Source organism: Sphingobium sp. GW456-12-10-14-TSB1, assembly GCF_059424385.1.
The window spans coordinates 692,487-718,234 of sequence record NZ_JBWKZI010000001.1 but is presented as its reverse complement, the minus strand read 5'-3'; the positions used below and the strand labels follow the sequence as shown (position 1 = coordinate 718,234).

The following is a 25,748-nucleotide window of genomic DNA, read 5'->3' as shown; positions in this document are numbered from 1 at the left end:
ATGATTGGACAGGCTATTATCGATCGTTTCTCCGCGCTGCTTGGCCCCAAGGGCGTCATCACCGACCCGGATGATATTGCGCCATGGGTCAGCGACTGGCGCGGGCGCTATCATGGCACGGCGGCGGCGATCCTGTCACCTGCGTCGGTGGAGGAGGTTGCGGCCATCGTGGCGCTGGCTGGCGAGTTGGGCGTCGCGCTGGTGCCGCAGGGGGGCAATACGTCGATGGTGGGCGGGGCGACGCCGCCTGCCGACGGATCGGCGCTGGTCCTGTCGCTGCGGCGGATGAACCGGATTCGCAGCCTGAGCGCGGACGATAATCTGGCGATCTGTGAGGCGGGCGTGATCCTGAGCAACCTGCACGATGCCGCGGAAGCCGCCGGTCGCCGTTTTCCGTTGAGCCTGGGGACCAAGGGGTCCGCAACCATCGGTGGGCTGGTGTCGACCAATGCGGGCGGTACGCAGGTGTTGCGCCACGGAACGATGCGCGCGCTGGTCGAAGGGGTGGAGGCAGTGCTGCCCGACGGCAGCATCTTCCATGGGCTGGATGCGCTGAAAAAGGATAATCGCGGTTACGACATCAAGCAGCTGCTGATCGGCGCGGAAGGGACGCTGGGCGTGATCACGGCGGCGGCGCTGCGGCTGGTCCCGGCCATAGCGGCGCGGGCGGTCGGCTGGGTCGGCGTCTCCTCCCCGGCCGATGCACTGGCGCTGCTTCGGCTGGTGGAAGCGGAATTGGGCGATGCCGTCGAGGGATTCGAGGTGATCGCCGACGAGACACTGGGCTTTGTGCTGGGGCATATCCCCGGCACCCGGTCGCCGATCGAGACACGGACGGCATGGCATGTGCTGATCGAGGTCGATCATGGCGATCTGCGCGATCCGGGGCCGGTCGAACGGCTGGAGGGCGCGCTGGCGCTGGCGTTCGAACGGGAAATTGCGATCGACGCGGTCGTCGCCGCCAATGAAGCGCAGGCCGAAGCCTTCTGGCGAATTCGCGAGTCGCTGTCGGAATCGGAAAAGGCGCAGGGGCCGGCGCTGCAATATGACATCAGCGTGCCGGTGGCGCGGATGCCCGCTTTCATGATCGATGCGGCCGACGCGGCCATGGCGCGCTTTCCCGGCACGACGGCGTCATCCTTTGGCCATCTGGGCGATGGCAATGTCCATTTCCATGTCCGCGCGCCAAAGGGGACAAGTGACGGGCCAGGCTGGATCGCGGCGCAAGGCCAGGCGATCAACGCCTTCGTCCATGATGCTGTGGTAGCGGCGGGCGGGTCCATTTCCGCCGAACATGGCATCGGCCAGATGAAGCGGACGGAGCTGGCGCGGCTGGCCGGCCCGGCGCGGATCGGCGCACTGCGGGCGATCAAGGCCGCATTCGATCCACAAGGGCTGTTCAATCCGGGGAAACTCATTCCCCTGCCCGATGAAGCCTGAAGATCAGGCCCGGAACCAATGTGTGAAAGCAATTGCCACCCGCTGCGCAGGGCTTTATCGCCCTCTCCCAGTTTTACGCCCGGCGGCGCCACTGCACAGCGCCGCTTTATTGACAGAATGGATAACGGATCATGGCCAGCGCGCCCGCGAATAACCTGCCGATCTTCTATAACGACCTCCTTCCGCTGAGCAGCCTGGATCATGCCGATTTCCGTAGCGTAGCGGTCGATTCGGCGCCGTTCCTGACCAGCCAGCACGCCATTCCGCTGACGATCGACGAATTTGTCGCCGCCCAGCGTTTCGTGCCGATCATCTTTTCGGCGGGCACGGATTCGGTGCCGCTGGCGCTGATGGGCCTTAATGAAGGGGTCAACATCTTCGTCGATGACGAAGGCAAGCTGCGGGGCGGTCCGTCCTACATTCCGGCCTATGTTCGGCGCTATCCCTGGATGCTGGCGAAGCTGCGTCCCGACAGCGACGAACTGTCGCTGTGCTTCGATCCGACCAGCCCGGCGATCGGCCCGTTCGAGGATGGCCAGCCCCTGTTCGAGGATGGCAAGCCGACCGAACTGACCCAGGGCGTGCTGAAATTCTGCGAGGATTTCGAGCAGGCCGCTGCCCGCACCGGCCAGTTCGTGCGCGAATTGCAGGAAATGGACCTGCTGATGGACGGCGAGGTCGCGATCCAGACGCCGGGCAACGAACAGCCCTTCGTCTATCGTGGTTTCCGCATGATCAACGAGGAAAAGCTGCGCGACCTGCGCGGCGACCAGCTGCGCAAGATCAACCAGAGCGGGATGCTGCCGCTGATCCACGCCCATCTCTTTTCGCTTCAGCTGATGCGCGACATTTTCGAAGCGCAGGTCAATCTGGGCAAGGGGCCGATTCCCCAGGTCGTTCAGGCCTGAACGGGAAGTTAACCCGAAACGGCGGAAATAATTGATAGAAAAGCGATTGCATCTCCTCTTGAAACGGAATGTGACCTGCCCTATCTACTGAACATGCGATGCACCTGCCCCCCTTTCGGGTGTATCGTATGGGCGCCTCCCCCTTTGGAGGCGTCTCCTCCCTGAACCTAGGCCGCTCCATGCTCTGCATGGGGCGGTTTTTTTGGCATGCGGCTTTTCAACTGGTCTGGTTCCGGCGCGGTTTTCCTTGACGCGCCCGGCACGCCTTCCTAAAGCCCGGCCCCTGCCAGCCGCCCGACGCGGCGCATGGCCCCTTCGTCTAGCGGTTAGGACGCGGCCCTCTCACGGCTGAAACACGGGTTCGATTCCCGTAGGGGTCACCAGTCAAATGCAGCCTGCCTGCGCGACGCGCCCAACCCAGAGCAGAGGCGACATTGCCGGGCATTTCCTGACCTATTCCAAGACATTTCCAACGTCACAAATAGTTGCAACATTTTGCAAGCTTGGCTAGGTTGCCGATGCGGAATGAAGTGGGGACTTCCGACCTTTCGCCAAAGATACAAGTCGCATAAATTGCTGCAATGGATGGCGGGAGCCGTCTGATGCCGTGCTTTGGGGGAGGCTTGGTCGATGGATCGCAAACAGGCTGTTATTTTCGGTGGCGGCGCGCTGGCGCTGATTGCCGGGATAACGCTTGTCGTCCGCAGTGATGAAACACCCGCTGCGCAACAGAAGGCGCCAGCGCCAGCTGGCCCTGTTACAACCGCCAAGGCCGCCGGCGCGCCAGTTCGGCCCAGCAGCGGCAATGCTGCGACTCCGCCCGGAATGGATGCGGCCCGCCCCACAGATTGCCTGATCGAACCCAGCCAGATCGTGCGCGTGAATAGTGGCGTCGAAGGGGTGATCCAGAATATCTATGTCGACCGGGGCGATGATGTTCAGCGCGGGCAGGTCGTTGCTCAACTATACACCGATGTCGAGCGCGCCGCCGCCGCCGCCGCACAGGCGCGTGCGTCCAACCCCCACACGGAACGTGCCGCTGCCAGCCGGGCGGCCTATCTCGCCACGGTCAGCCAGCGATCCGACCAGGTCAGCCAATATCTTGCCCGCGACGTCGTCGACGAAGCGCGCGCCAATGCGCAATCCGCCGCGGAAGAGCGCAAGGCGGCGGCGGAAGATCAGCGGGTTGCGCGACTGGAATATGTGCAGGCGCAGCGCGTGATCGGACAAAAGACCGTGCGCAGCCCGGTCAATGGTATCGTGACGGAGCGCCGCATGGCGCCGGGCGAGTATCGGGGCGCCGACGCGACGCATATTCTGACGATCGCGCAGGTCGATCCGCTGAATGTCGAAGTCTTTGCCCCTATCGCGCAACTGGACGCGGTGCAGGTGGGGGACGAGGTGTCGATCTTTCCCGAAGCGCCGGTCGGAGGAAAATATCGGGCGCGGATCAAGGTGATCGATCGCGTGTTCGATGCGGCCAGCGGCACGTTCGGCATGCGTCTCGAACTGCCCAATCCCGGCAACAAGCTGCCCGCAGGACTGCGCTGCCGACTGGAAATCGACCGCAAGCCCGCAAGCATTACCGCGCGGAGCAAATAGGCGGTCCCATCCCACTGATCAGACAGGAGCTTTACGGACATGACCAGGAAGCAAGTCTATTTCGCAGGTATCGCTGCATGCGCCATCCTGCCATCGTCCGCCAGCGCCGAAACCCTGCAACAGGCGCTGGAAGGGGCCTATCGCAACAACCCGACCATATCGGCCCAGCGCGCCAGCATCCGCGTTGCCGAAGAGGATGTACCGCTGGCCCGCGCCGCCGGTATGCCCACGGTCGACGGCAGCGCGACCTATCAGGAAAATGTCCTGACCGGCAAACCCGCGCCGAGCGGATTTTTTTCCAACCCGGATCGTCAGCTTGTCGGTCAGATCAACGCCAATGTGCCCATGTTCGATTTTGGCGGGGTACGCGGCAGTATGAACGCAGCCAAGGCGCGGCTGGAGGCAAGCCATTTCGGCATGAACAAGACGGAGGCAGACCTGTTTTCCGCTGTTGTGGGCGCTTATATGGACGTGCTGCGCGACGAGGCGGTGGTCGGCCTAAACCGCAACAATGTCGATGTGATGCGCTACACCGTCAAGGAAGCCGACGATCGCCGCCGCGCGGGCAGTCGCGGGCCGACCGACGTGGCGCAGGCGGAGGCGCGGCTCGCGCTGGCGGAAAGCCAGCTGGAAACCGCCGGAGCGCGGCTGATTTCAAGCAAGGAGCAATATTTGCGGCTGGTGGGCCGGGCGCCCGAAAATCTGGAACTGCCGCCGCCCTTGCCGCAAATGCCAGCATCGCCCACCGATGCCGTGGAAATGGCGCTGGCCAACAATCCCGAAATAGCCTCCGCCCGCGTGCAGCGGACCGCCGCGGGGTATGACATTGATGTCGCCCGATCGCAGGCTTACCCGCGATTGAGCGCGATTGGCGGGCTCAATCAATATGATTATCTCGGTTCGCTGGAGCAGGGCACAGGGCCGCGCAACGGGGATCGCGGGACGACGGCCTTTGTCGGTGTGACTTTGAAAATGCCGATACTGGATGGCGGGCGCACCGGCGCGCAGACGCGACAGGCCCGCGCGAAGCAGGATGTCGCCGACAAACAGGCGCTGGATGCCGAAGGCAAGGTCATTGCCGAAACGCGATCCGCCTTCGCGACATGGCAGGCGGCGACCAACGTGACCGACACGGCGCAGCGCGGGGTCAACGCCAACCAGCAGGTGCTGGCGGGGATGCGAGCGGAAGTCAGCGCGGGTTTGCGCCCGTTGCTCGACCAGCTCAATGCCGAACAGGAACTACTCAATGCCCAGGTCACGATGCTGACCGCGCGGCGTGACGCCTATGTCGCGGGCTTCGCCCTGCTCGCGGTGATGGGCAAGGCGGACGCGGCGGATCTCAATTTCGACCAGAGCATCCTCTATCAGCCGACCGTGAAGGCGGACTGACCGGCAGGCGTTCGCTTTTTTCCGGGGAGCGATCAGCGCTTCGCTATTCTCCGCCGCCAAAGGCCATCGTCTTGCGGAGACGTTCCTCAGCCAGTTCGGTCTGTCGCCGGTCGGCGGCATGGCGTTTCTCGGCATTGCGCTGGGCCAGTCGGCGCAGCATGTTCGCCTTGCCATCGATCAGGGGCCAGTTCGTGACGGATGAGCCGATGATCCGGGCGGCGCGCGGCGCGAAATCGGCATAGAGCTGGTCGTCGAGCGCCGTGATCGCAATGGTGCTGCCGGGGTCGCCCTGCCTGGCCGCGCGGCCGAATAATTGACGATCAATGCGTGCGGTGTCGTGAAAGGCCGTGAGGATGACATGCAATCCGCCAAGCGCCTTGGCCTCTGGATCGAGCAGGATGTCAGTGCCGCGCCCGGCCATATTGGTCGCGACCGTGACGGCGCCCGGCGCACCGGCTTGCGCGATGATGTCCGCCTCCTCCTCGTCCTGACGCGCGTTCAGTACGCGATGCGCTATGCCAGCGTCAGCCAGTGCGTGCGAGACGGCTTCGGAATCCGCAACCGAGCGGGTGCCGATCAATACCGGACGCGCGCCTTCCTGCGCCTGGACCTGGGCAACTTCGGCGGCGACCAACGCCCATTTGTCCTGCGCCGACCGTACCATCACATGACCGCGATCATTGCGTATATTGGTCCGATTGCGCGGGATGACGACGACCTTCAGCCCATAATCGGCCCATAACTCATCCGCCACCTCCCCGGCCGTGCCGGTCATGCCGCTCAACCGGCGATAGCGGCGGAAAAAGCGCTGATAGGTGATGCGGGCCATGGTGTTGCGAACGCCCGAAATCTCGACGGCTTCCTTCGTCTCGACCAGTTGATGCAGGCCGCCTTCCCACGATCGATCGGCCATGACCCGGCCGGTCGATTCATCGACGATCTGCACTTTGCCATCCGTCACGATATAGTCGCGGTCCCGCAGGAACAGCCGCGTGGCGGAAATCGCCCGCATCGCCAGTTCCTCACGCGCCAGCCTGATCCGCCACTGGGTGTGCGGCAGCCCTTGGGACAATTCGGCGACATTGGCCTTGCCATACGTAGTCAGATGCACCGACCGCGTGCCTTCGGTCAGAAGATAGTCCCGGCCTTCTTCCAGCTTGGATGCCAGTTCCAGCGCCGCGAGATAGACGCCATCTGCATCGCCGGGCAGTTCGGCAGATAGGATCAGCGGCGTGCGTGCTTCATCAATGAAGATCGAATCCGCTTCGTCCACGATCGCGAAATGCAGCCCGCGCATCAGCAAGGGCTGCGCAACCTGGCCGAACAGCTCTGCAATCAGGCGCCGCCCCTGCCCTCTCCTTTTTCCCAACGCCGTCTGATCGCGCAGATAGTCGAACGTCATCTCCTTGTTCGTGCCATAGACGATATGACATCCATAGGCCGCGCGGCGTTCGGGATTTTCCTGTCCATGGATGATCAGGCCGCAACTCAGGCCAAAACGCTCGATCACGGGGCGCAATTTGTTGCAATCGCGTTCGGCCAGATAATCGTTCACCGTGAAAACATGCACCGGCATGCCGGCCATCGCGGCGGTGATCGCGGGTAGCAAGGCAGTGATCGTCTTGCCCTCCCCCGTCGCCATTTCGGCCAGCCCGCCATCCAGCATCACCAGCCCGGCGGCCAATTGCACAGGAAAATGGCGCAGGCCCAGTTCCCGACCGCTCACTTCGCGGATCAGGGCGAAGGCTTCATCGACCACCGCTTCGCCCAGCCGTTCGCGGACCAGCCGGGCGCGGATTTCCCGGCAGGAAGCATCAAGCGCCTCATCGGACAGATCGGCCAGTTCCTCGCAACGCTGGACGATATGCTGCGCCCGATCGAGCAGGCCAGGCGCGCCCCGCTGCGCGGCGAGCATGCAGCGGCCAAGCAGGAGCGCGAGTGGCCGGTCCCATTTCCATGACGGCGCTGGCCCGCGCTCTGCATAGGGCGCAATGACCGGGCGGGCGTCGCTGCGCGCCTCATGCCAGAAATGGCGGGCCTTTTCGCGCGCCTTGCCGCTGAATACGCCCCAGCGCGAAAGCGTCGCGTCAGTCATTGAATTGCGTCAGGAAAAGCTGGCGCAGACGGCGCATGAATTGCCAGCCGACCGGCTCCCACCCCAATTGCAGACGGACATGAACGCGGGTGCCAAACCGGGCATCGCGCAATTGCTGTGGCAGCGACACATCGAACAGAAACACGCGGTTGAGCGCCGTCAGCCCCTTCTCATCGCCCGGATCGGTGGGGATGCTCCCGCCGTGCGTGGTGGAAAGCGCCTCGCTCGGCAGTTCGAAGGTGCCGCCCGGTATCGCGCGGGCGATGCTCCCATCCCAGCTTTTGCCCGGTTCGGACCCCAGCCAGAAGCGCACGCCGCGCAGTCGCGCCCGCACCAGTTCGATATCATCCTGCGGCACGACGACACGGGCGACCGCCGCATAGCCGGGCGTCACATAGCCAAGCAGCGTTCCCTTTTGCACATAACGACCAGGCAAATCCTGCGCCGGGGCCTGGGTGAGAATGAACGTGCCATCTGTCCCCGCCGTCAGGCCCAGATCCCCCAGCCGCTGTTCCTGCACGACCAGTCGGCGGGAATATTCGCGCCATGCGTCCTGGCTGATCTGCCGCTTGACCAGATCGCCGGCCAGTTCGGCATCTGCCTCCGCCTCCAGTTCGCGCAAGCGCCAGCGTATCTGCTCGACTTCGGCCTCCAGCACCGGGTTTTCCGCCTGCATCAGCAGCGCGCCCTTCTTGACCGGCGTGCCGTCGGACGCCGCCAGCCGGGTGATGACGCCATCAGCGCCAGCGCGCACATGCGCTTCCTCCGGCAACCAGACGATCCCCTGTGCATTGACGTGCAGCGGCAGCGGAACAGCAAACAGCGCCAGCAAGAGCGCGCCGACGACGCCGAGCGTGATCCTGACCGCCCGTTTCCGGTTGCCATGCAGTTGCGGGCTGGAAACCACATGCGCAAACATCTTCCAGACCGGCAGGCCCAGCCCGCTCCACAATGACCAGAGCGCTATCAGCACGCCGACCACGAAATATTTCTGGGCCACGAACAGCGCGATGGCGATCAGCATCGTCATGCGGGCGATCAGCGCAGCCGGGGCGAAGAAAAGGAACCAGCGCTTTTCGCCGGGCGTCGCGTCGAACGGAAGCACGCCGGGGGTGCGGAATATATATTTGTCGACCAGATGCGCCCAGAACCTGTTGGCGCGACTGCCCAGATTGGGAATCTCGATCAGGTCCGACAGGATATAATAGCCATCGAACCGCAAAAAGGGATTGCCGTTGACCAGCACGGTCGACACGCCAGCGATCAGCATGATGTTGAAGGCGATGGCCCGCGCGAGCCCCGGTTCCATCAACACCCAGGCAAAGGTGGCGAGCGCGGCGATAAACACTTCGGCGATCATGCCCGCCGCGCCGACCAGCGCCCGCTGCCATTTGTTGGCAAGGATGCTGACATGCGAGGCATCGACATAGGGCACTGGTACCAGGATGAGCAGCATCACGCCCATTTCCCGCACTTCGCGCCCGAAATTCTTGGCGGCGAAGCCATGACCCAGTTCATGGATGCATTTGACCAGCGGATATATGAGCGCGATCAGCAGCAGATTGTCGGCTGCCAATACCCTATCGGCCAGATTGCCGGTCATCGCGTTCCAATTAGTGCCGACCAGCAGCAGCGCGGGCACGACCACGCACAGCCACAGAAAGACCCCGGCGACACTGAACAGAGGCGCGACCAGGTTCATGTGGCGGGTGAGGAAGCGATCCGGGTCGACAAGATTGATCCGCACCGACATCGGGCTTTTGAGATTTTGCAACCAGCGCTGGCGACGCTCTTTCTTGAGCCGCTCATAGGCTTCGCCGGTGTCAGGCAATGTATCGCTGGCAAGCAGATCGGCCGCGTGCAGTTGCCCCAGCGCAGCGATGACGTCATCCTGACTGGGTGCGTCCTCGCCCAGACGTTCCACCAGCAATTCCCAAAGCGCTTCGACCGTCGTCGTTCCGTCAAGACGGCCTGCCAGTTCATAGGCGCCCTTGGGGAAGCGGTGCGCCTTGCCGGAGGCGCCATCGTCGATCACATACCAGACCTGCCCGCGATAGCGGTGCCTGCGCACCCGCACATGCCCCTTGAGCCGGGGGCGGAGCCGCGCGACCTGAAACCATGACGAGCTGTGAAACGGATTGGCCATGATGCGCTCAGGGAATCCACTTCCAGAAGAAGAGCTGGAGCCAGTTGCGCAGTCCGCGCGTCCATATCCAGAGATTGGACCGGCGGTCGATCGTCACCTTGGCAATGCCCTCCATGCCCGGACGCAGCGTCCGTGGCGCGCCGCTGTCCAGTTCGGCCTCGACCCGGAAGGTGTTCTTGCCGTCCTGCGTCCCGGTCACGGAGGAGATGCGGGTAACGACGAACGGCACGGTTCCCCCGGCAAGGCCGGTTGGGGCAAAGCGCCCCTTTTGTCCCGGCCGCAGATAGGTGATGTCCGCCTCCTCGACATGCAGGACGACGCGAAAATCGTCGAGCGGCGCGACCTCGAAGAGGATTTCGCCTTCCTTGACAGGGGTGCCGACGAGCTGGCTGACATCGCCGGAAACCAGTACGCCGGAAAGCGGCGCAAGAATATTCGTCCGCGCAAGCTTATATTCGATAAGGCGCAGTTGTGCTTCGGCCTGACGCAGTTTGGCGCCATCGAGATTCATGTTCGACCGCTCGTGCTTGGCGAGCGATTCGCGATATTCCCGATCAAGCTGCTGCACTTCGCTCACCGAACGGGCATGATCGATCTGCAAATCCCGATCATCGAGCGTGGCGAGCAACTGGCCCTGTTTGACGACATCCCCCGCGCGGGCATGGGACTGGGCGATGAACCCGGAAAAGGGCACTGCGGCGGCACGTTGCACCCGCCCTTCCAGCGCAGCGTCGGCGCTGACGCGGAACTGGGCAAGCGGCACGAGCAGGAACAGCAGCAATACCAGAGCGGCAACGCCAAGCGCCTTGGCAAGCGGACGGCGTGGGCCGAACAGGGCGCGCGCGCCGTCCATCATATGCCGCCGGGCGCGACCACCGAACCAGCGTTCCTCACGCAGTTTGAATGCCAGCAATTGCGCCGTCAGGCTCGCCACGCTCTGCGCGAACAGCAGGTCGCGGGGGGCGAACGGCGCGCCGTCCGCATCGCGCTCCAGCGTGATGACGCCCACCGGCAGTCCGCGATCCAGCACCGGCACGGACGCGACCGCCATCAATCCGCCGCTGGCAGCCAGACGGACCTGTTGCAGCGTGATGAGACGGTTGCCCTCTGACGAGGGAACACTGAGTGTGACACCCTGATCCAGCGCTTCGTCCATCGCCGCCTCGATCGCTTCGGCGGTATCGGATTTCTTGCGAAACCATGCACCATGCGACATGGCGGCAAGCGTGACCTTGTCCTTGTAAACCTTGCCGAAACTGACCCGTGAACATTCAAGCGCGACGGCCAGGGCATTGCACAGGCTGACGGCGGACTCATCGAAACTCTCATGTTCCTCGACCGCGGCCAGCACATCCAGTGCGGCGATGGACGCGGCGTTTCGGTCGGCCTGTTCGTTGGCTTGATGCTGCCATACGATCGACAATATCCAGCCCACGCCCCAATGGAGTTCGCGCAATATCGGCTGCAATCGCTCCGCCGTGGCGCCCGCGATGACGAGCACGACCGCGCCATAGGTCCGCCCGCCCGCCGCGATGGGATAGGCGATGCCGGTATGCGCAGGATGATCGGGGTCATTTTCAACGACCGCCTGACCGCTGGTCAGGGTTTGCTCAGCCACTTTGCGTAAATGGGGAATATCCTGCGGCCCTGCTGGCCACGAAGCCGCCGGGGCAAAGCTGTTCTCCTCCCCTTCCAGCACGACAAGGCCCGCAATCGCCCCCGGCGTACGCGCGCATTGCAGATCGAGCCAGGCGCGGCAGAACGCCCCGGCATCGCGCGCGCTGGCCATCGACGCCCATAGCCGGGCATCATCGGCCGGTTCGGATGTGGAGGGCATGGCTCTCAATTTATCATGGCCCCTGAAATTATCGCCCGGCTGATCATCTCGTGCCTTTGCCCCCATTGGCGAACCATGCTGAAGCCACCCCAATCGACGCAGAACACAAATCTACGCCATCAGCGTCCTACAACATCGACCTCAGGCGAGTTTGCCATATCTTGTTTCATAGTCACGCACGAGTTGCGAAAGCGCCTCGCTCAACCGCTTGGCGGCAAAGGGGCTGAGGATGATCCGATGTTGCAGATCGACCTCCAGTTCCGCAGGCGTAGTGCTGGGCTGGTCCCAATTCTGGTTCACCCCGAAATTGAGCACCACTTCCTCCCGCGTGCTGGTGGCGTTGCACATGTTGCAATAGCTGCTTTTGACATTGGCACTGTTGAACCGAAGCTTCTGCTGGCGCGGCGCGGCCTGTCCCTTGGCCGTCGCGGACTTGTCATTCATTCGCTTTTCTCCAGTTCGCCCGAAGGCCCTTCACTTGTGCGCATGGCATCCCTGCGGCGCTTGTCGCCCGCCTTCTCTCTCGGCTGATTGAGACCGGGAATGAGAATGGGGAGGAAATCATCAGTCGTGGAACATGCAGGGCTATCGCCATTGTCGAGCAGGAAGCGCGACAGCCATGTCGCGCACTGATCATCCGCGTCCGTCATCGCGGCCATCATCCGGCTGGCAACCGGCTGCGCGTTCATGTTGATTTTCGCCCGTACGGGCGCGGCCCCGGCGACAGCCGCTGCCGTGACGGCGTCATCCACGGGGGCCGACGCTGTCGGCACTGGCGCAACAGGCGCTGGTGTCGACGCCGGGGATGGTGGCGTGTCGGAACCTGTTGCCGGGGCTGGAGCAGTGGCGTCGGACTGATCCTGCTTTTTGCCGTCCATCCCCACTTCATACCATGCCGAATCCGTCGCTCGAATATCCTGCGCCCAGCGATCCACCGCATCGTAAAATCCGTAGGTGATCGGACCGAAATCGGGGGGAAGCACGACCTGCGATTGCCACAATGGCGCTGGTTTGACCGGGGTGGATTCGATGTCCGGCAGCAGCGGGTTCGCCAATGGGCGATGGTCGCGAATGTCAGCGACCAGCGCGGGCGGCGCGTCGCCCCATGCCGCAAAGCCCTTGTCGATGTTCAGCGCCACCCGTGTCGCCAGCCACAGATCCGCCATGGTCTGGCGACGATCTGCATTGGCATCGCCATAATAGCCGACCAGTTGCAGCGCCTGATCATCCTCGGTTGCGGAGGGAGCAGCCGCGTTGATCGCTTCGACCTTCACTTCCAGCACTTCGCTCGACCCGTAAGGAGCCGTGTCCGGCACGGTCGCATCTAGGCTGAGTATCCAGCGGTCGCCCGCAGCGATCGGCGTATCGCTGCTGACGCTGATCCAGGCCAGACGCTTGCCGCCAGCGGCCGCCTCCGTCACGAAGCCGAGGCTCGCGCCCGCAGGCAGATCGGCGCCCGGCAACACGCCATCGACCCGCAACAGGGCGGGATCGTACAAGACCGTGAATGTCATGGTCTTGACGCCGCCCTGGCTGGCGAAGCTGACTTTCAGCCCCGCATTATCGGCAAACGGCACGTCGACATGCTCACCCGGCCCACGCATGAAGTCGGGCAGGCGCGCGCTGCCCGCCATGGACTGGCTGAAGGTCAGGCGCGTGCGATAGACGCCACCGACCAAGCCGTTATTATCGCCATCCAGCACCGAACCATCCGCACTGATGAATGCGCCGTCGGCAATGACCAGATCATAGCTGCCATATTGCAGCGGCTTGCCATCGGCGCGCGTCAACGTGAAGCCCAGCGCGTCCGTCGCGAGGCCGAGCGTGAGTGCGAGCGAATTGCCGTTGCCGTCGGTGAGTTGCACCGCCTGGCTGCCTGCCAGAGCATCCAGCGGTTCGGAAACACGCACGACCAGCCCGCCATCGGTAAAGCCCGCCTGCGTCAACCGCAGCAATGGCGGATCATTGACGACGACGCCGAGCGGTGTCGCCGAGAAGCTGCCATCGTCATTGCGCAAGCGCGCGCTGACCAGGAAATTGCCGTCGTCTGCGTAGATGTGGCTTGCAGCGGTAGCGCTGCCTTCCACCGATGTGGGCGTTGTGCCATCGCCCCAGTCGATGACCCATTCGATCGGCCGGTCGTCGCCCGGATCGCTCGAACCCAGCGCGATCGTATAGGTCTTGCCGGTCAATATCGTGGTCAGGCCAAACACGCTGAGGACCGGCGCGACATCGGCCACGGCGACGTTGAAGCTCTGTTCCGCCTGCGCGCCATGGGGGTCGGTCACGCGGACGGTAAAGGCCGCCTCCGCCCCGCCGTCGGCAGGGCGCCAGTTCAGCAGCCCGCCAGCCGTCAGCGTCGCGCCCGCTGGTCCGGAGACGAGCGAGAATAGCAGGTCGTCAGTTGCATCATCGGCATCGCTGGCGACGAGCTGCAACGAAAGCATGCTGCCTTCATTCACCGTGACCGGGCCAACAGCCGCCAGCACCGGCGCGACGTTCGTGACTTCGATATTGAAGCCCGTTTCCGCAAACGCCCCCAACGGATCGGTCACGCGAACCACGACCGGTTGAGCGCCAAGCCCGGCGGCTGTCCAGCTGAACTGGCCATCGCTCGTCACGCTTGCGCCTGCCGGACCGCTGACCAGCGAATAGACGAGCTGGGCTGCGCCATGGTTGCTGTCAGTGGCCGAAAGCATGATCGCGACATTGCCGCCCGTCTGTACCGAGCGATCGGCAATCGGCGCGAAAATAGGCGCGGGGTTGGAGACCTGGATCGCAAAGCTGCGCTCGGCAATCAGCCCGCCGGTATCCGTGACGCGCACTGTCACGGTCTGGGAGCCGGTTCCGGTCGCGACCCATCGCAATTCGCCCGTGGGTGACAGCGTTGCGCCGCTTGGGCCAGCGATCAATGTATAGGTCAGGTCCGCCGCCGCATCCTCGGTATCGCTGGCGACCAGTTGCAACGAAAGCACGCTGCCTTCGTTCACGGCGACCGGGCCGACATCGGCCAGCACCGGCGCGACGTTCGTGACTTCGATGTTGAAGCCCGTCTCCGCCGATGCGCCCAGCGGGTCAGTCACGCGAACCACGACCGGCTGGCTGCCCAGCCCGGCGGCCGTCCAGCTGAACTGCCCATCGCTCGTCACGCTTGCGCCTGCCGGACCGCTGACCAGCGAATAGACGAGCTGCGCTGCGCCATGGTTGCTGTCGGTGGCCGAAAGCGTGATCGCGACATTGCCGCCTGTCGATACCGAGCGATCGGCGATCGGCGCGAATATAGGCGCAGGGTTCGAGACCAGAATCGCAAAGCTGCGCTCGGCAATCAGCCCGCCCGTATCCGTGACGCGCACTGTCACGGTCTGGGAGCCGGGATTGCCCGCCTGCCAGCTGAACAGGCCGCTGGCCGATATGGCCGCGCCATCGGGGCCGCTGACCAGCGAATAGGTCAGCGCTTCGGCGACATCCTCATTGTCGCTGGCCGTGATCGGCAGGATCAGGAGCTTGCCGCTTTCAACCGCGACATCGCCAAGAACAGGCAGCGTCGGTGCGGTGTTGCCGATGACCGGCACGACATTCAGGACGAAACTCCGCTGGTCGAACGCGCCTTTGGGATCGGTCACGCGGACTGTTACCTGATGGGGGCCGCTTCCGGTCGCTACCCATCGCAATTCGCCGGCAGGCGATAGCGTCGCGCCGCTTGGGCCAGCGATCAGCGTATAAGTCAGATCCGCCGCGGCATCATCATCATCGCTTGCGGCCAGTTGGAGCGTGAACAGCGATCCCGCATTGACATCCCGATCCGGCAGCGCGGCAAAGACAGGCGCTTCGTTGCCCGGCGCGACGACGGTGATCGCAAAACTGCGTTCGGCAATTCCACCGTCGCTGTCAGTGACGCGCACGGTGAAATTCTCGATGCCCGGCAGACCCGCTGTCCAGCTCAACAGGCCCGACGGGTTGACGCTGGCACCGGCTGGGCCGGAGACGAGCGCGTAGGTCAGGCCCGATGCGACATCCTCTACGTCGCTTCCCAGCAGATTGAGCGTGACGAAGCTGCCCTGTACCGCGCTGCGATCCTGCACCACGGCCAGTTCCGGCAGATCGTTCACCGCGTTCACGGTGATGGCGACACTGGCCGACACCGGCGCGCTCAGCCCGTCGGTGATGCTGTAGGTGAAGCTGTCCGCTCCCGCGAAATTCGCATCCGGGCGATAGGTCCACGCTCCCCCCGTCACGGTCGGCGGGATCAGCGTGCCATTTGCCGGGCCGCTCAGGATCGCAATGCTCAGCAGATCGCCATCGGCGTCGCTGTCATTGGCCAGAAGATCGATGAGTATGTCCTGATCTTCATCGCCGCTGCCGCTGTCATTGGTCGCGACTGGCGCGTTATTCGCCACCGCGACGAACGCGACATTGTCGATGGTCACGCGGCTGTCGAGGTCACCCATCGCAATCAGGTCGAAGGAAAGCAACGCGCCGTTACTGCGGTCGACCCCTGCAAGCGAAACGGTCACCGTCGCGCTGCCCGTCAATGGATTGCCGGTCACGGTCACGCCGGGGGCAAGGTAGAGCGACCCATCGGCCTGAAGGTTGAGCAGGGCGTCGGACAGGTCCAGCCCGTCCAGATCGCCCAGCAGCGACTGGCCCGTGACCGGATCAAGCAGCGCCACTTCAAAGGCATCAGGCGGCAGCGCATTGTTCGACCCCAGCACCGCAGACCGGATCTGGAAACTGATTTCCGTTGCGCCATTGGGCAGGACGAATTTCTGGTTGAGCGAGGACAGGAAACGGCTGTCCTCGGCAAGGACGCCCACTCCGCCGGACACGACGCCGCCACCGACTGGCGACCAGCCCGTCGCCGTACCAAAATCGCCATTCTGGAAAGGCGCGGTCGCTGGCGTCCCCGAAGGCAGCAAGGCGAACGGCGCACCAACCACGACAACCGGCACCGAACTGCCTGTCCCCGTCAACGTAACGGTGCGAATGGCACCCGCGACTGGCGCTGCGACCGGTACGACCGGTACGACCGGCAGGTCAGCCAGACCTGGCAAGCGCCGTTCACCCAGCCCCAGCGCTTCATTCATCACCCGGCCAATGGTCGTGGTAGGCAATTCCGACAGGCCAAGTTCATGCCCCATTTCATGGATGAGCACGGTGAGCAGGTCGTAGCGCCCTGCCGCCGCGCTACCGTCGATCGCAAGCATCCGTCCGCCCGACGTCAGGAACTCGCTCGATCCGTCCGGCGTAATATCGATGAACCAGCCATGCCCGGCGCCATCCGCATCAATCGTGATGACATGGCCCGAATGAACCGCCAGCGCCGCACCCTGATGATCGGTCACGGCAAATTCAAGGTCGGCCAATTTCTGCGCATCGCTGTCGCTGATCCCCGCTGCGATCCACGCAAGGCGCGCGTCATCGACGAGGCTGGCCAATTGTTCCAGCGTGACGGCCGGAGCGGCGGGCGTGATCGCGACCCCTTCGGCCGCGACCTGCGGCGAACCGGGCATGACCCCGTTGATCGCGGCGACCGTCGTAAAGCGCAGATCGTCGAGCAGATAGATCTGGCTGACGGCCGTGCCCAGATCCTTGGCAGCATCGGTGATCGCATCGATGAACGCCGCGTCCTCCAGATCCTGCTTGTCTTCCTCCGTCGGCGCCATGTTTTCATGGGTGATGGTGATGGTCGCCGAACGGCCCTTATATTCGTCAGGGACGATTACGGAGAATTCGCTGGACGTGAACATGCCGGTGCCCAGATCGACCTGACGCGCGCCCTCTTCCTGATTGGCGACCAGCGCATCGATGGTGGGCAGCCCCGCTCCTTCGAACCGCACGCGGATCTTCGCGCCGGGTTGCAGCATATAGGGCTTGTAGATCTTGAAGGTCAGATAGGGCTGGTCCTTCGGCACATAGACGAAATTGTGGGTGATCGAATCCAGACCCGGCAGAATTCTGCGCGTTTCCATCTTGATCGCTTCCCAGATGTCGCCATCGGGCAGGAAGGAGTCGATGATCTTTGTGAGCGCCGCGCTGGCCCCCATGATCAGCGAATAATTGTCCTGGTTGGGGAACAGCTTGTCGAAGCCGTTTTCGATTGCGTTGGAGACATAGGCTTTCAGCCGCTCCAGACCCGCTTCATCCTTCGTATCGGCACCCAGCGACATCGTCACGCCGGTGCTTTCGACCAGCGTGTTCAGACCATCGTTCAGCGCTTCCGTCGCAATACCGGCGGCCTTGAATACCTTGTTGGTCGCCTTGAAATATTTGTTGACCATGTCGATTTTCTTGCCGGCATCGAAACCGGCCCAGCCGACCACCTTGGCGGCCAGCTTCGCTTCGACAAAGTTCAGCGTCGGCAGCTTGAAATTGCCGATCGTGATCTGGTTGGCCAGGTTGACCTGACTGTCGAAAAAGTCCTCCCAGATCTTGACCAGCACCTTCTTGACCAGCGCCTGGGGATTGGTGTTGACCATGAACAGCGCAGCGACATCGATGTTGCCGATGGCGTCGGCGTCGGGCAGGCCGAGCAGGTCGAGCTTGAACCCCTGCCCGCCATGAAATGCGAAGCCTGGAATTTCGTAGGAAATCGGGAAGCGCCCGGCATCGTCATCCAGTTCGCCGGTCGCAATGCGTTCCAGATGGACGTTGAGGGATTCGCGCGTGCCCTGTTCGAAATTGCCGTTGAAGATGCTCTGGACGGCAGAACCACCGGGATTGGGCGCTTCGCTATTGTCGGTGGTGACGTCCACCTCGCCACCGCTGATAATCGGCCGGAAGTCCGCCCCGCCGCCTGCGACGGAATAGAACCAGCCGGTGCCGACGCCGTCTGTGATGTTGAAATGGGTCGTGGACGTCGTATTGCCGGTGACCATCTGGTTCGCCGCACCGATCCGCACCGACATGCTGGGGCTGGTGACCTTGGCCGGATCGACAAAGTACCAAGGTTCCATATTCCATTGATCGAGCGAGGGTATGCCGAATACTTTGGGCCGGATGCCATCGTCGGTGATGCGCCGATAGATATCCAGACCCTGGAACTTGGTCATGTTGGTGTCGATCGTACCGGCATACCATTGCCAGACGCGACTATGCGGGCCGCCTGCCCCCAATCCGGCGAAATCGTCCAGATTGAAACCGGATACACCCGGCACCACGCCACCCAGATAGCGGGATATATCCGTCGGGCCGATGTCGCGCCCGTTGGGCGTCGCCGTCGTGAAGGTCTGCGACGCCGCATCCTGATAATAATTGTCGCTGAAACTGACGTTCGACCACAATTTGACGTCGGGATCGAGGAAATCGCCGAACTTCACCGGGTCGAGCTGTATGCCCAATGTCTGCGCCAGATCCTGGAACTTCTGGATACGGAACGCCATCTTGGCGGCGCCTGCCGCTTCGACCATGCCCTTGCCGACGCCGCCCAGGATCGCGCCCGTCGCGACCAATGTCAGGCCACCGGAGCCGACCGCCGAACCGACAGCCCCCACCGCGGTAGCGACCGATCGCACGGCAAGCGCCAGCGATTTGAAGCTGCTATAGGCCTTGGCAATGTTGAGCAGCGTGTTGACCGGAATATCCAGCGAATCCTGCACGAAATCATGCGGGTCCAGCGTGGTCATGTGAATGCCGCTCGTGACCCGGCCATAATAGCCCAGGCGCTGAATGATCTCGCTATTGACCACCGTGCCGCGCGAATGGCCGATGAAATGCAATGGCGAACTGAGCAACATGTTGTTCGATTCAGCGTCCAGATCCATGAGCGCGGCGAACAGCGAGTCGGCGGCAGCTTCGGAGAAGCCCGCTTCGGCATGGGCGGATTCGCGGACCCAATCGGAAATCAGCACGACAGGCTTGCCCGCATAGGCGGCCAGCATATCACCGGTGACAACCCTGGTCGGGTCGCTCATGTCCGCCCATGTGCCTTCATTCTTGTCATAGAGCAGGACGATACCGCCCCCGCCCAGGCGTGAAATCATCTCCCCCATTTCCTGGAACGCGGCAGGCTGGTGGAAGGAATCATTGTCGGTCCAGATGCCGTCCAGCTGGAATCCGTGGGTCAGGACGGTGACGCCGTTAAAGGTGCCGGCTGGCGCCTGATCGGGCAGAACCGTAAACTGCCGGAAATCACGAATTCCAAATTCGGTTGACCGCACGCCCCAGAAATAGGTCTGCCCGCCGGTCAGAACCCGCGCGAACTCCGGATCGAAGGTCAGTTCAAACTTGCCGGGCGGCAGTTCCCCGTCCGGCACCACTTCGCCGCTCGCCAGAACCCGCCATTTGCCCGCTTCCAGATTCACCTTGGTGAAGATGCGGCTGGGGTGCTTGTCGGCACCCTGCCAGTCGGGCTGTTGCAACACGCCCCGTTCACGGATGGGATCGTCGGGCCACAACCCGTCACCGGGCGCCAGCGAACTGAGATAGAAGCTGGTCTTCATCACCGATCCGGCTGGCATCAGCGTGGGATCAAACTCCCATTTGAACGTCAGAGGCGGCGGATTGTCGCCGTGAATATCCAGTTCGGTCGTCGGAGTGATCAGGTTGAGCGCCTGGATCGCATTAAGCGCCAGCCCGCGGCCATGACGGGTGACATCCACGGCACCTTGTCCGGTGGATTCATTATAGATGTCGAACGGATAGTTGGGATTGTCGATCGCCTTGTCCTGGAATTCGACCAGCAGCTTGTCGAAATCGCTACGCTTGGCGATGTCGCGGACCTTGTTGATGTCCATGATGACGATGTTACCGGCACCCCGGTAATTGGCATAAAGCTTGGTGCCGGAACTATCGACGCGCAGTTCTTCCAGGAACGCGAAGGGTACCGGCGTCGTCGCGCCGACAAGCTGGCGGTTCGGTCCGAAGGGATCCTTGATCACAAGGATTTTGGACCCGACCCGATAAAATTCGTCGACCAGCTGCGAATAATCAAGGTCGCGATACCAATAGAGGGTCGGGACGCCCCAATCGGCGACGAACATATATTCCAGGTCCGGCGTGACCGCGATGCCAGACGCATTATGGACGTTCAGGTCCGGCACCCGGCCAATCGAAAACCGGCCTTCATCCGTGCTGCGCTTCTTGTCCACGCTGACGACCAGGCCACCGATGGTGAACGGTTGTTCGAACACGCCGATTTCCTGACCCATGGTCAGGGTACCGATCTGGGTAACGATATGCGTGCCGGCTGGCGTATATTCCAGCAATTTGGCGCCGCGATTGCGATCGCCACGGGCAACGAACACCATCTTGTTCGGATCGACCGTCGGCTGGATATCGAACACTTCGATACCCGACGCCACCTTGTCGACGACCGTACGCCAGCCATGAATATTGGCCTCACCCTCGACAGGGCGCTGCTCTTCATTGACGTTGACGACCATGATCAGGCCGGGATCGCTGTTCTGATTGTTGATCCAGGGGCGCTGACCGAACATTTCGGACACCGGCAGGCCGACATAGAGGCGGGTGCCGTCGGCGTTCAATGCCATGCTCGTGATATGGCCGAACTGTTCACCCCGGCTGGTGATTTCCATGTTCAGCGTATGTTGCGGATCGCCAACGACCTTAAGATAATTGTCCCGGCCCGGATCGATGTTGATGACATAGACCTTGCCCAGCCCGGCCGCGTAGAGATAGCCATTCTCCGTATCGACCGCGAGCGCTGTGACAACGCCGCCTTCGACCTTGATGAAATCATCGTTGCTATTGGGGTTGAGGTCATATTGGCGCAGCGTCAGCGTATCGATGACGGCAATGCCCTTTTCGGTCGCGACGAATGCCGCGCCGAGATCGCCGGTCACGACGATTTCCCTGACCGGCGCGCCCAGATCGATGCGCGCGATCAATTCGTCATTGGGCTGGGATTCTTCGAACGAGAGCTTGCGATCGATGATCTGAACGCCGTTCGCATCGCCGACAAAGGCATATCCCGCCTTATTGTCGATCTTGACGACCGCGCTTTCCACCAGTTCCGTGAAATCATTGGGTTCGCCGCTCGCCGAACCGAACGAGCCGACTGCCGGGCGCACGATCGTGACATCGCTGGCCCCCAGCAGGACAGTGGGCGGCGCGGTGAATTTGAGTTGCTGCACCGCGCCAACTTCGCCCGTTATCACCGCGTCGGATATGACAACGCGCTTTGATCCATGGGTCAGGACGACGCGGACATTGTCTCTCTTGGCGCTGATCGACCCGGCTTCGCCATCGATGAAGTCAAGGCCGGTTATCGTGACGGCCGTGCTCCCGTCATTGGCGACCAGCGTCGACACGCTGGAGACCACAGGCCCCTTGTCGGACTGGAAGGCTTGCGGCGGGAAGTTGGCGACGATCGTCTTGCCGTCGTTAAGCTCCGCTTGCGTGAATTCGGGCGACAGGTCGATACGGCGGACGGCTGCCTGGTCTTTCGCCAGATCGGCGTAAATCTGGATTTCCTTGAGCTGCGCAAATAATGGCAGCGCCACCGATCCAAGCGCGGCGCCAGCCAGACCCAGCGCGACCGTCGCGCCAGCCAGGCCACCAACCGCGGCAATGCCGATCGCGGGCGCGAATACCAGCGCATTGAGCGCCGTGAAGCCGACGTTCAGCCGCAGGATCGGCAGCGGTTTGGCCGCCCCCGCCACCAGGACGGCCCCGCGCCTGCTGAGGCCCGGGAAGGGCGGCGATTTCGCCCGCGCCATCCCGTCGGCATCGATCACGCCTGAATCGATCACCGTCCAGACAGGGATAGTCTCGCCATTCGGGCCGAGCGGCAAATCAACGCTGGCGAAGAACCAGACCTGATCGCCCACATTGCCCGCTACCGGCACGGCGATCTGCACGGTATCGTTGAATTCCGCGCCATCGACCTGAAGGTCGAACGCGCTCAGGAAATGAAATGCATCGGTCGCTGGCATGACGATGGGCAGCTCAGCCTCCGTCAGCGTATCGATCGTCACCGTGGCATCGCCGCTCAGCGCCCCTGGGCCAAAGGCGATCTGGACGCCATCGGCATTCTGCACAATCGCGCCAGCAGCGCCGTTGACCGCGACATCGTCGCCAATGACCGGCGGTGCGACGGACACCATCACCCGGTCCTCGCTGAACCCGTTGATCACCGTGACAAAGGTCGATCCGGCACCCACACCGCGCATCAGCCCGTTTTCATCCACGGTCACGATCGCGCTGTCGGCCGACACATAGACGGTCCCCGCCGCCGCCCCGTTGGCGAAGGTTTCCTCCGTCACGTCAAGGCTGGTGATGATCGCGCGCGAACCACCGTCGGGCAACAGGGTCACGCTGTCTGGATAGGCGTTGATCCCGTAAATCTGCGTCATCAACTCACGCACGCTATTGGGATCGCCCACCGTCAGGGACGTGGCCGCCGCAATGTTGCCGCGTGAAACCTTCAAATAGGTCGCACCCTGGGCCAGAGCCAATAATGTCCCGTCCGATCCCAGACGCACGATGTCGGGATGGCCGACGCTCGCCGTCACATAGGAATAGGGGAGCGCAACATCGGCCTGATCGGCGAACTGACCGATAAGGGCCACGCCGCCGCTTTCGCCAGCAGCCGCAAAGGCAGGCTGGCGCTGCGCGAAATTCAACGACCGCAAGGCCGCGTCGGAAACATTGATGTCGATGACACCTTCCGCCGAGCTGCCAAAGCCGTCATCGGCCGAAAAACGGATCGAAGCCGCGCCGGAATAGCCAGCGGTCGGCGTGAACAGGACGCCACGCCCGTCAGCGGCAAGAGCCGCCGATCCGCCGGTTGCCCCGACGACCCGGAAATAGAGACGGTCTCCATCGGGATCGGTCGCCAGCTTGGTCAGGTCGACATAGCGCTGCAAGTCGACATGGGTTTTTTCCGTCGGAATGGTGGGGGCGATCAGGGGTGACTGGTTCGCCCGGAACCCATAATTGGCAGCGACGATCTGCGTGTCGGTCGCGTTCGTCACGCCATCGCCACTGATGTCCGATCCGGCCAGGGCCGCGACCACGGCGGCGCTGTCCAGTCCGTCTACCTTCGCATCGCCATTAATGTCGCCCGCAGCGCGCATTTCGAAGGCGTAGGCGCCGCTGCCGGCAATCCGCAATTCGTTCAGGCCCGATGTGGACAGCGCAAACAGCGTCACGACCTTGCCGCCCGCCTGCGCGCTGGCCAGGGGGGATAGCCCCGCAATCTGCGGCGTGACCGAACCCGTCGTCTCTACCCTCAGAATGACGAAGGCATTGGGCAATCCTTCCAGTTCGGTTTCACGCAGGGTGAAGGCGAAACTTTCAGCCCCGCCTGCGCCAAGATCGCCCGATATCGTCTGGCCGGTGAACTTTGCCGGAGTAGCCAGATCAGCGACAATCGCTTCGGTCGCGACTGTGCCGTCGGAAGCGTAGACGATCCGCTTGCCAGTCCCCGACGAAGGCACTTCAAGCGCCAGCCGCCCATCGACATAGCCGTAACGGATGCCAGCGCCGGTCACGAGGTCGCGCAATGCGGTCAGCCGGTTATCCTCGTCCCAGCTATAGATGCTGGCCTTGCCCGACGCATCGGTGACCTGGGTGACATTGCCGCGCGCGTCCTGCAGGAAACGCAGCGCATCGCCGCCCAGCGCGGTGACGCCGCTGTCGCCGATCAGCAGCTTGCCTTCCGCCTTCTGGATTTCGACCGTGCCGCGCTGGCTATCGAGGATGTAGATCGTGCCATCGGGCGCGCGCAGGGCGTAGTCCCGGTCGCCAAATGACGGCGAACCCGGATTATAGGCCGCCCCGCTATCCACATCGTAGAATTTGCCGCCAATCTTGCGAAGCTGCACATCGATCGAGCTGAACTGCCAGCCATGCGTGCCATCGGCTATCCAGGCGGGGCGGTAGAAAGTCTGTCCGCCAATAACCTCTTCGACAGGGTTGAAGGTAAAGCCCGCCCGCTCGCCGGTGGGCAAGGTCAGGAACAGCCGCGTGCCAATCTCGAACGCGGGCAGCGCGCCGCCCGCATTGGGCTGGGTGCCGACGCTGGTCACAATATCGGCGTCGATCCCAAGGAACGTCCATTTGCCGGTGATACTGTCATAGGCGCGGACGAGATCGAACGGTACGCCGCCCAGCACGGTCGATATATCGACATGCTGCGTCGTATAGCGGGACAATTTGTCAGCGCCGGTGCGCAGTTCGATCATCGCCGTGTCGACACTGGTGCGACCGGAAATGTCGGTAGCGGTCAACCGCAGGCGATAGAATCCATCCGCCAGACTGCGCCCGTCAAGCGTCGCGAGCGTGCCTGTCAGATTGGAACCGCCTTCGCCCAGCAGGGTGACATCGCCCTGCCCGTCGATCAGTTGCAGCGTCCAGCGGTCGAGATTGCTGTCGTCGACGGTCCCGGCAATCGCGAGGGTCGAGGTAACGATAGCGTCATCGATCGCGCCGTCGAACAAGACGCTGGGCGCATTCTTGTCCAGCGGATCGCGGACCTTGAAGCTTTGCGTGATGGTCTTATCACCACCATCTGCATCCCGCGCGGTGACGGTGAAGACATATTTGCCCGGTGCGCCGGCAACCACGGTCGCCCGACCATTGGCGTCGAGCAGCACGTCCTGACCGTCAAGCTGAACGCGCAGGGATGTGATGTCCGCCAGACTGTCGGCCACGGCATGGATCAGCACATTCTGACCCGGCGCCGCCGGGAAACTGGGCGTCAGTTCCAGGCGGACCACGGGCGGCACCGGCTCGATCGTGGCGCGCAGCAATATGGTCTGCCGGACCTTTGCCCGCCCGTCATCGGCGATCAGCGTGACGGCATAATCGCCCGCCTGGCCGGGACCGGGGGTCCAGACAAATTCGCCGGTGACAGCATCGAAGGTTGCCCCTTCGGGCAAATCCTCTGCGGAGAATGTCAGGACATCTTCGCTGTCCGGATCGCTCGCCCGGACGGTGAACCGCTTTTCTTCTCCGATCAGGAAGGCGTGGAAGCCTTCGTCGAGCACCGGCAGGCGGTTGACATTGGCCACCCTGACCGTGACGTCGATCGTATCGACAGCGCCCAGCGGGTCGGTCGCGGTGAAGCGCAGGATATGATCACCGGCCTGCGCATAGCCCGGCGTCCATTGAATTTCGCCCCGCGCGGGGATGAACAGCATGCCTTCGGGCAAGCCGTTGGGCGCCTGATAGATGACGGGATCGGCATCGGGGTCGCCCGCGATGATGCGGAACACCATCGGCGCGCCTTCCCGCGCCAGTTGCAGGCCCATCGGCACGAACACAGGCGCCTGATTGGCATTGGCGACCGTCAATATGATCGTTTCGCTGCTGCTTGAATGGCCGTCGCTGACGGAGAAGGTAATGCTATATTCGCCGCTGGAATTGAGC

Annotated in this window: 9 protein-coding genes and 1 tRNA gene (1 of these 10 only partly in view); 5 read left to right on the top strand and 5 right to left on the bottom strand. The window is 63.0% G+C overall.

The features are described 5' to 3' along the window. The 5 genes from AC07X9_RS03385 to AC07X9_RS03365 all read left to right on the top strand — a co-directional run bounded on the left by AC07X9_RS03385 (window position 1) and on the right by AC07X9_RS03365 (window position 5,339). A complete protein-coding gene (locus tag AC07X9_RS03385; RefSeq protein WP_086485480.1) occupies window positions 1-1,440 on the top strand; it encodes an FAD-binding oxidoreductase in 1,440 nt (479 codons plus the stop codon). 131 nt (window positions 1,441-1,571) lie between these two features. Further along, the gene (locus AC07X9_RS03380; RefSeq protein WP_017182483.1) at window positions 1,572-2,348 is read left to right on the top strand and encodes a SapC family protein; all 777 of its coding nucleotides are present in this window, start codon (window positions 1,572-1,574) and stop codon (window positions 2,346-2,348) included. Window positions 2,349-2,656: 308 nt separating this feature from the next. After that, window positions 2,657-2,731: transfer RNA gene (locus AC07X9_RS03375), tRNA-Glu, on the top strand. A 247-nt stretch (window positions 2,732-2,978) separates the two neighbouring features. Next, window positions 2,979-3,950 (top strand): efflux RND transporter periplasmic adaptor subunit, encoded by a 972-nt coding sequence (locus AC07X9_RS03370; protein WP_017182484.1) that lies wholly within the window; start codon window positions 2,979-2,981, stop codon window positions 3,948-3,950. A 39-nt stretch (window positions 3,951-3,989) separates the two neighbouring features. Next, window positions 3,990-5,339, top strand: a complete 1,350-nt coding sequence (locus AC07X9_RS03365; protein ID WP_017182485.1) for a TolC family outer membrane protein — start codon at window positions 3,990-3,992, stop codon at window positions 5,337-5,339. A gap of 43 nt (window positions 5,340-5,382) precedes the next feature. Here AC07X9_RS03365 and AC07X9_RS03360 read toward each other — a convergent pair whose 3' ends face one another. From AC07X9_RS03360 to AC07X9_RS03340, 5 genes are all read right to left on the bottom strand, one after another. Continuing rightward, a complete protein-coding gene (locus tag AC07X9_RS03360) occupies window positions 5,383-7,434 on the bottom strand; it encodes a preprotein translocase subunit SecA (RefSeq protein WP_017182486.1) in 2,052 nt (683 codons plus the stop codon). After that, a complete protein-coding gene (locus AC07X9_RS03355; protein ID WP_017182487.1) occupies window positions 7,427-9,580 on the bottom strand; it encodes a hypothetical protein in 2,154 nt (717 codons plus the stop codon). Before AC07X9_RS03355 ends, AC07X9_RS03360 begins: the two co-directional genes overlap by 8 nt. Before the next feature lie 7 nt (window positions 9,581-9,587). Next, window positions 9,588-11,417 carry a GAF domain-containing protein gene (locus AC07X9_RS03350; RefSeq protein WP_017182488.1) on the bottom strand — a complete coding sequence of 610 codons (1,830 nt, stop codon included), beginning with the start codon at window positions 11,415-11,417 and terminating at the stop codon, window positions 9,588-9,590. A gap of 141 nt (window positions 11,418-11,558) precedes the next feature. Next, window positions 11,559-11,861, bottom strand: a complete 303-nt coding sequence (locus tag AC07X9_RS03345) for a DUF3467 domain-containing protein (RefSeq protein ID WP_017182489.1) — start codon at window positions 11,859-11,861, stop codon at window positions 11,559-11,561. Next, on the bottom strand, window positions 11,858-25,748 hold the final stretch of the coding sequence (locus AC07X9_RS03340; RefSeq protein WP_086485479.1) for a putative Ig domain-containing protein. Its footprint extends 23,210 nt past the window's final position; only the last 13,891 of its 37,101 coding nucleotides appear in the window; its start codon lies beyond the right edge, outside the window; the stop codon is at window positions 11,858-11,860. Before AC07X9_RS03340 ends, AC07X9_RS03345 begins: the two co-directional genes overlap by 4 nt.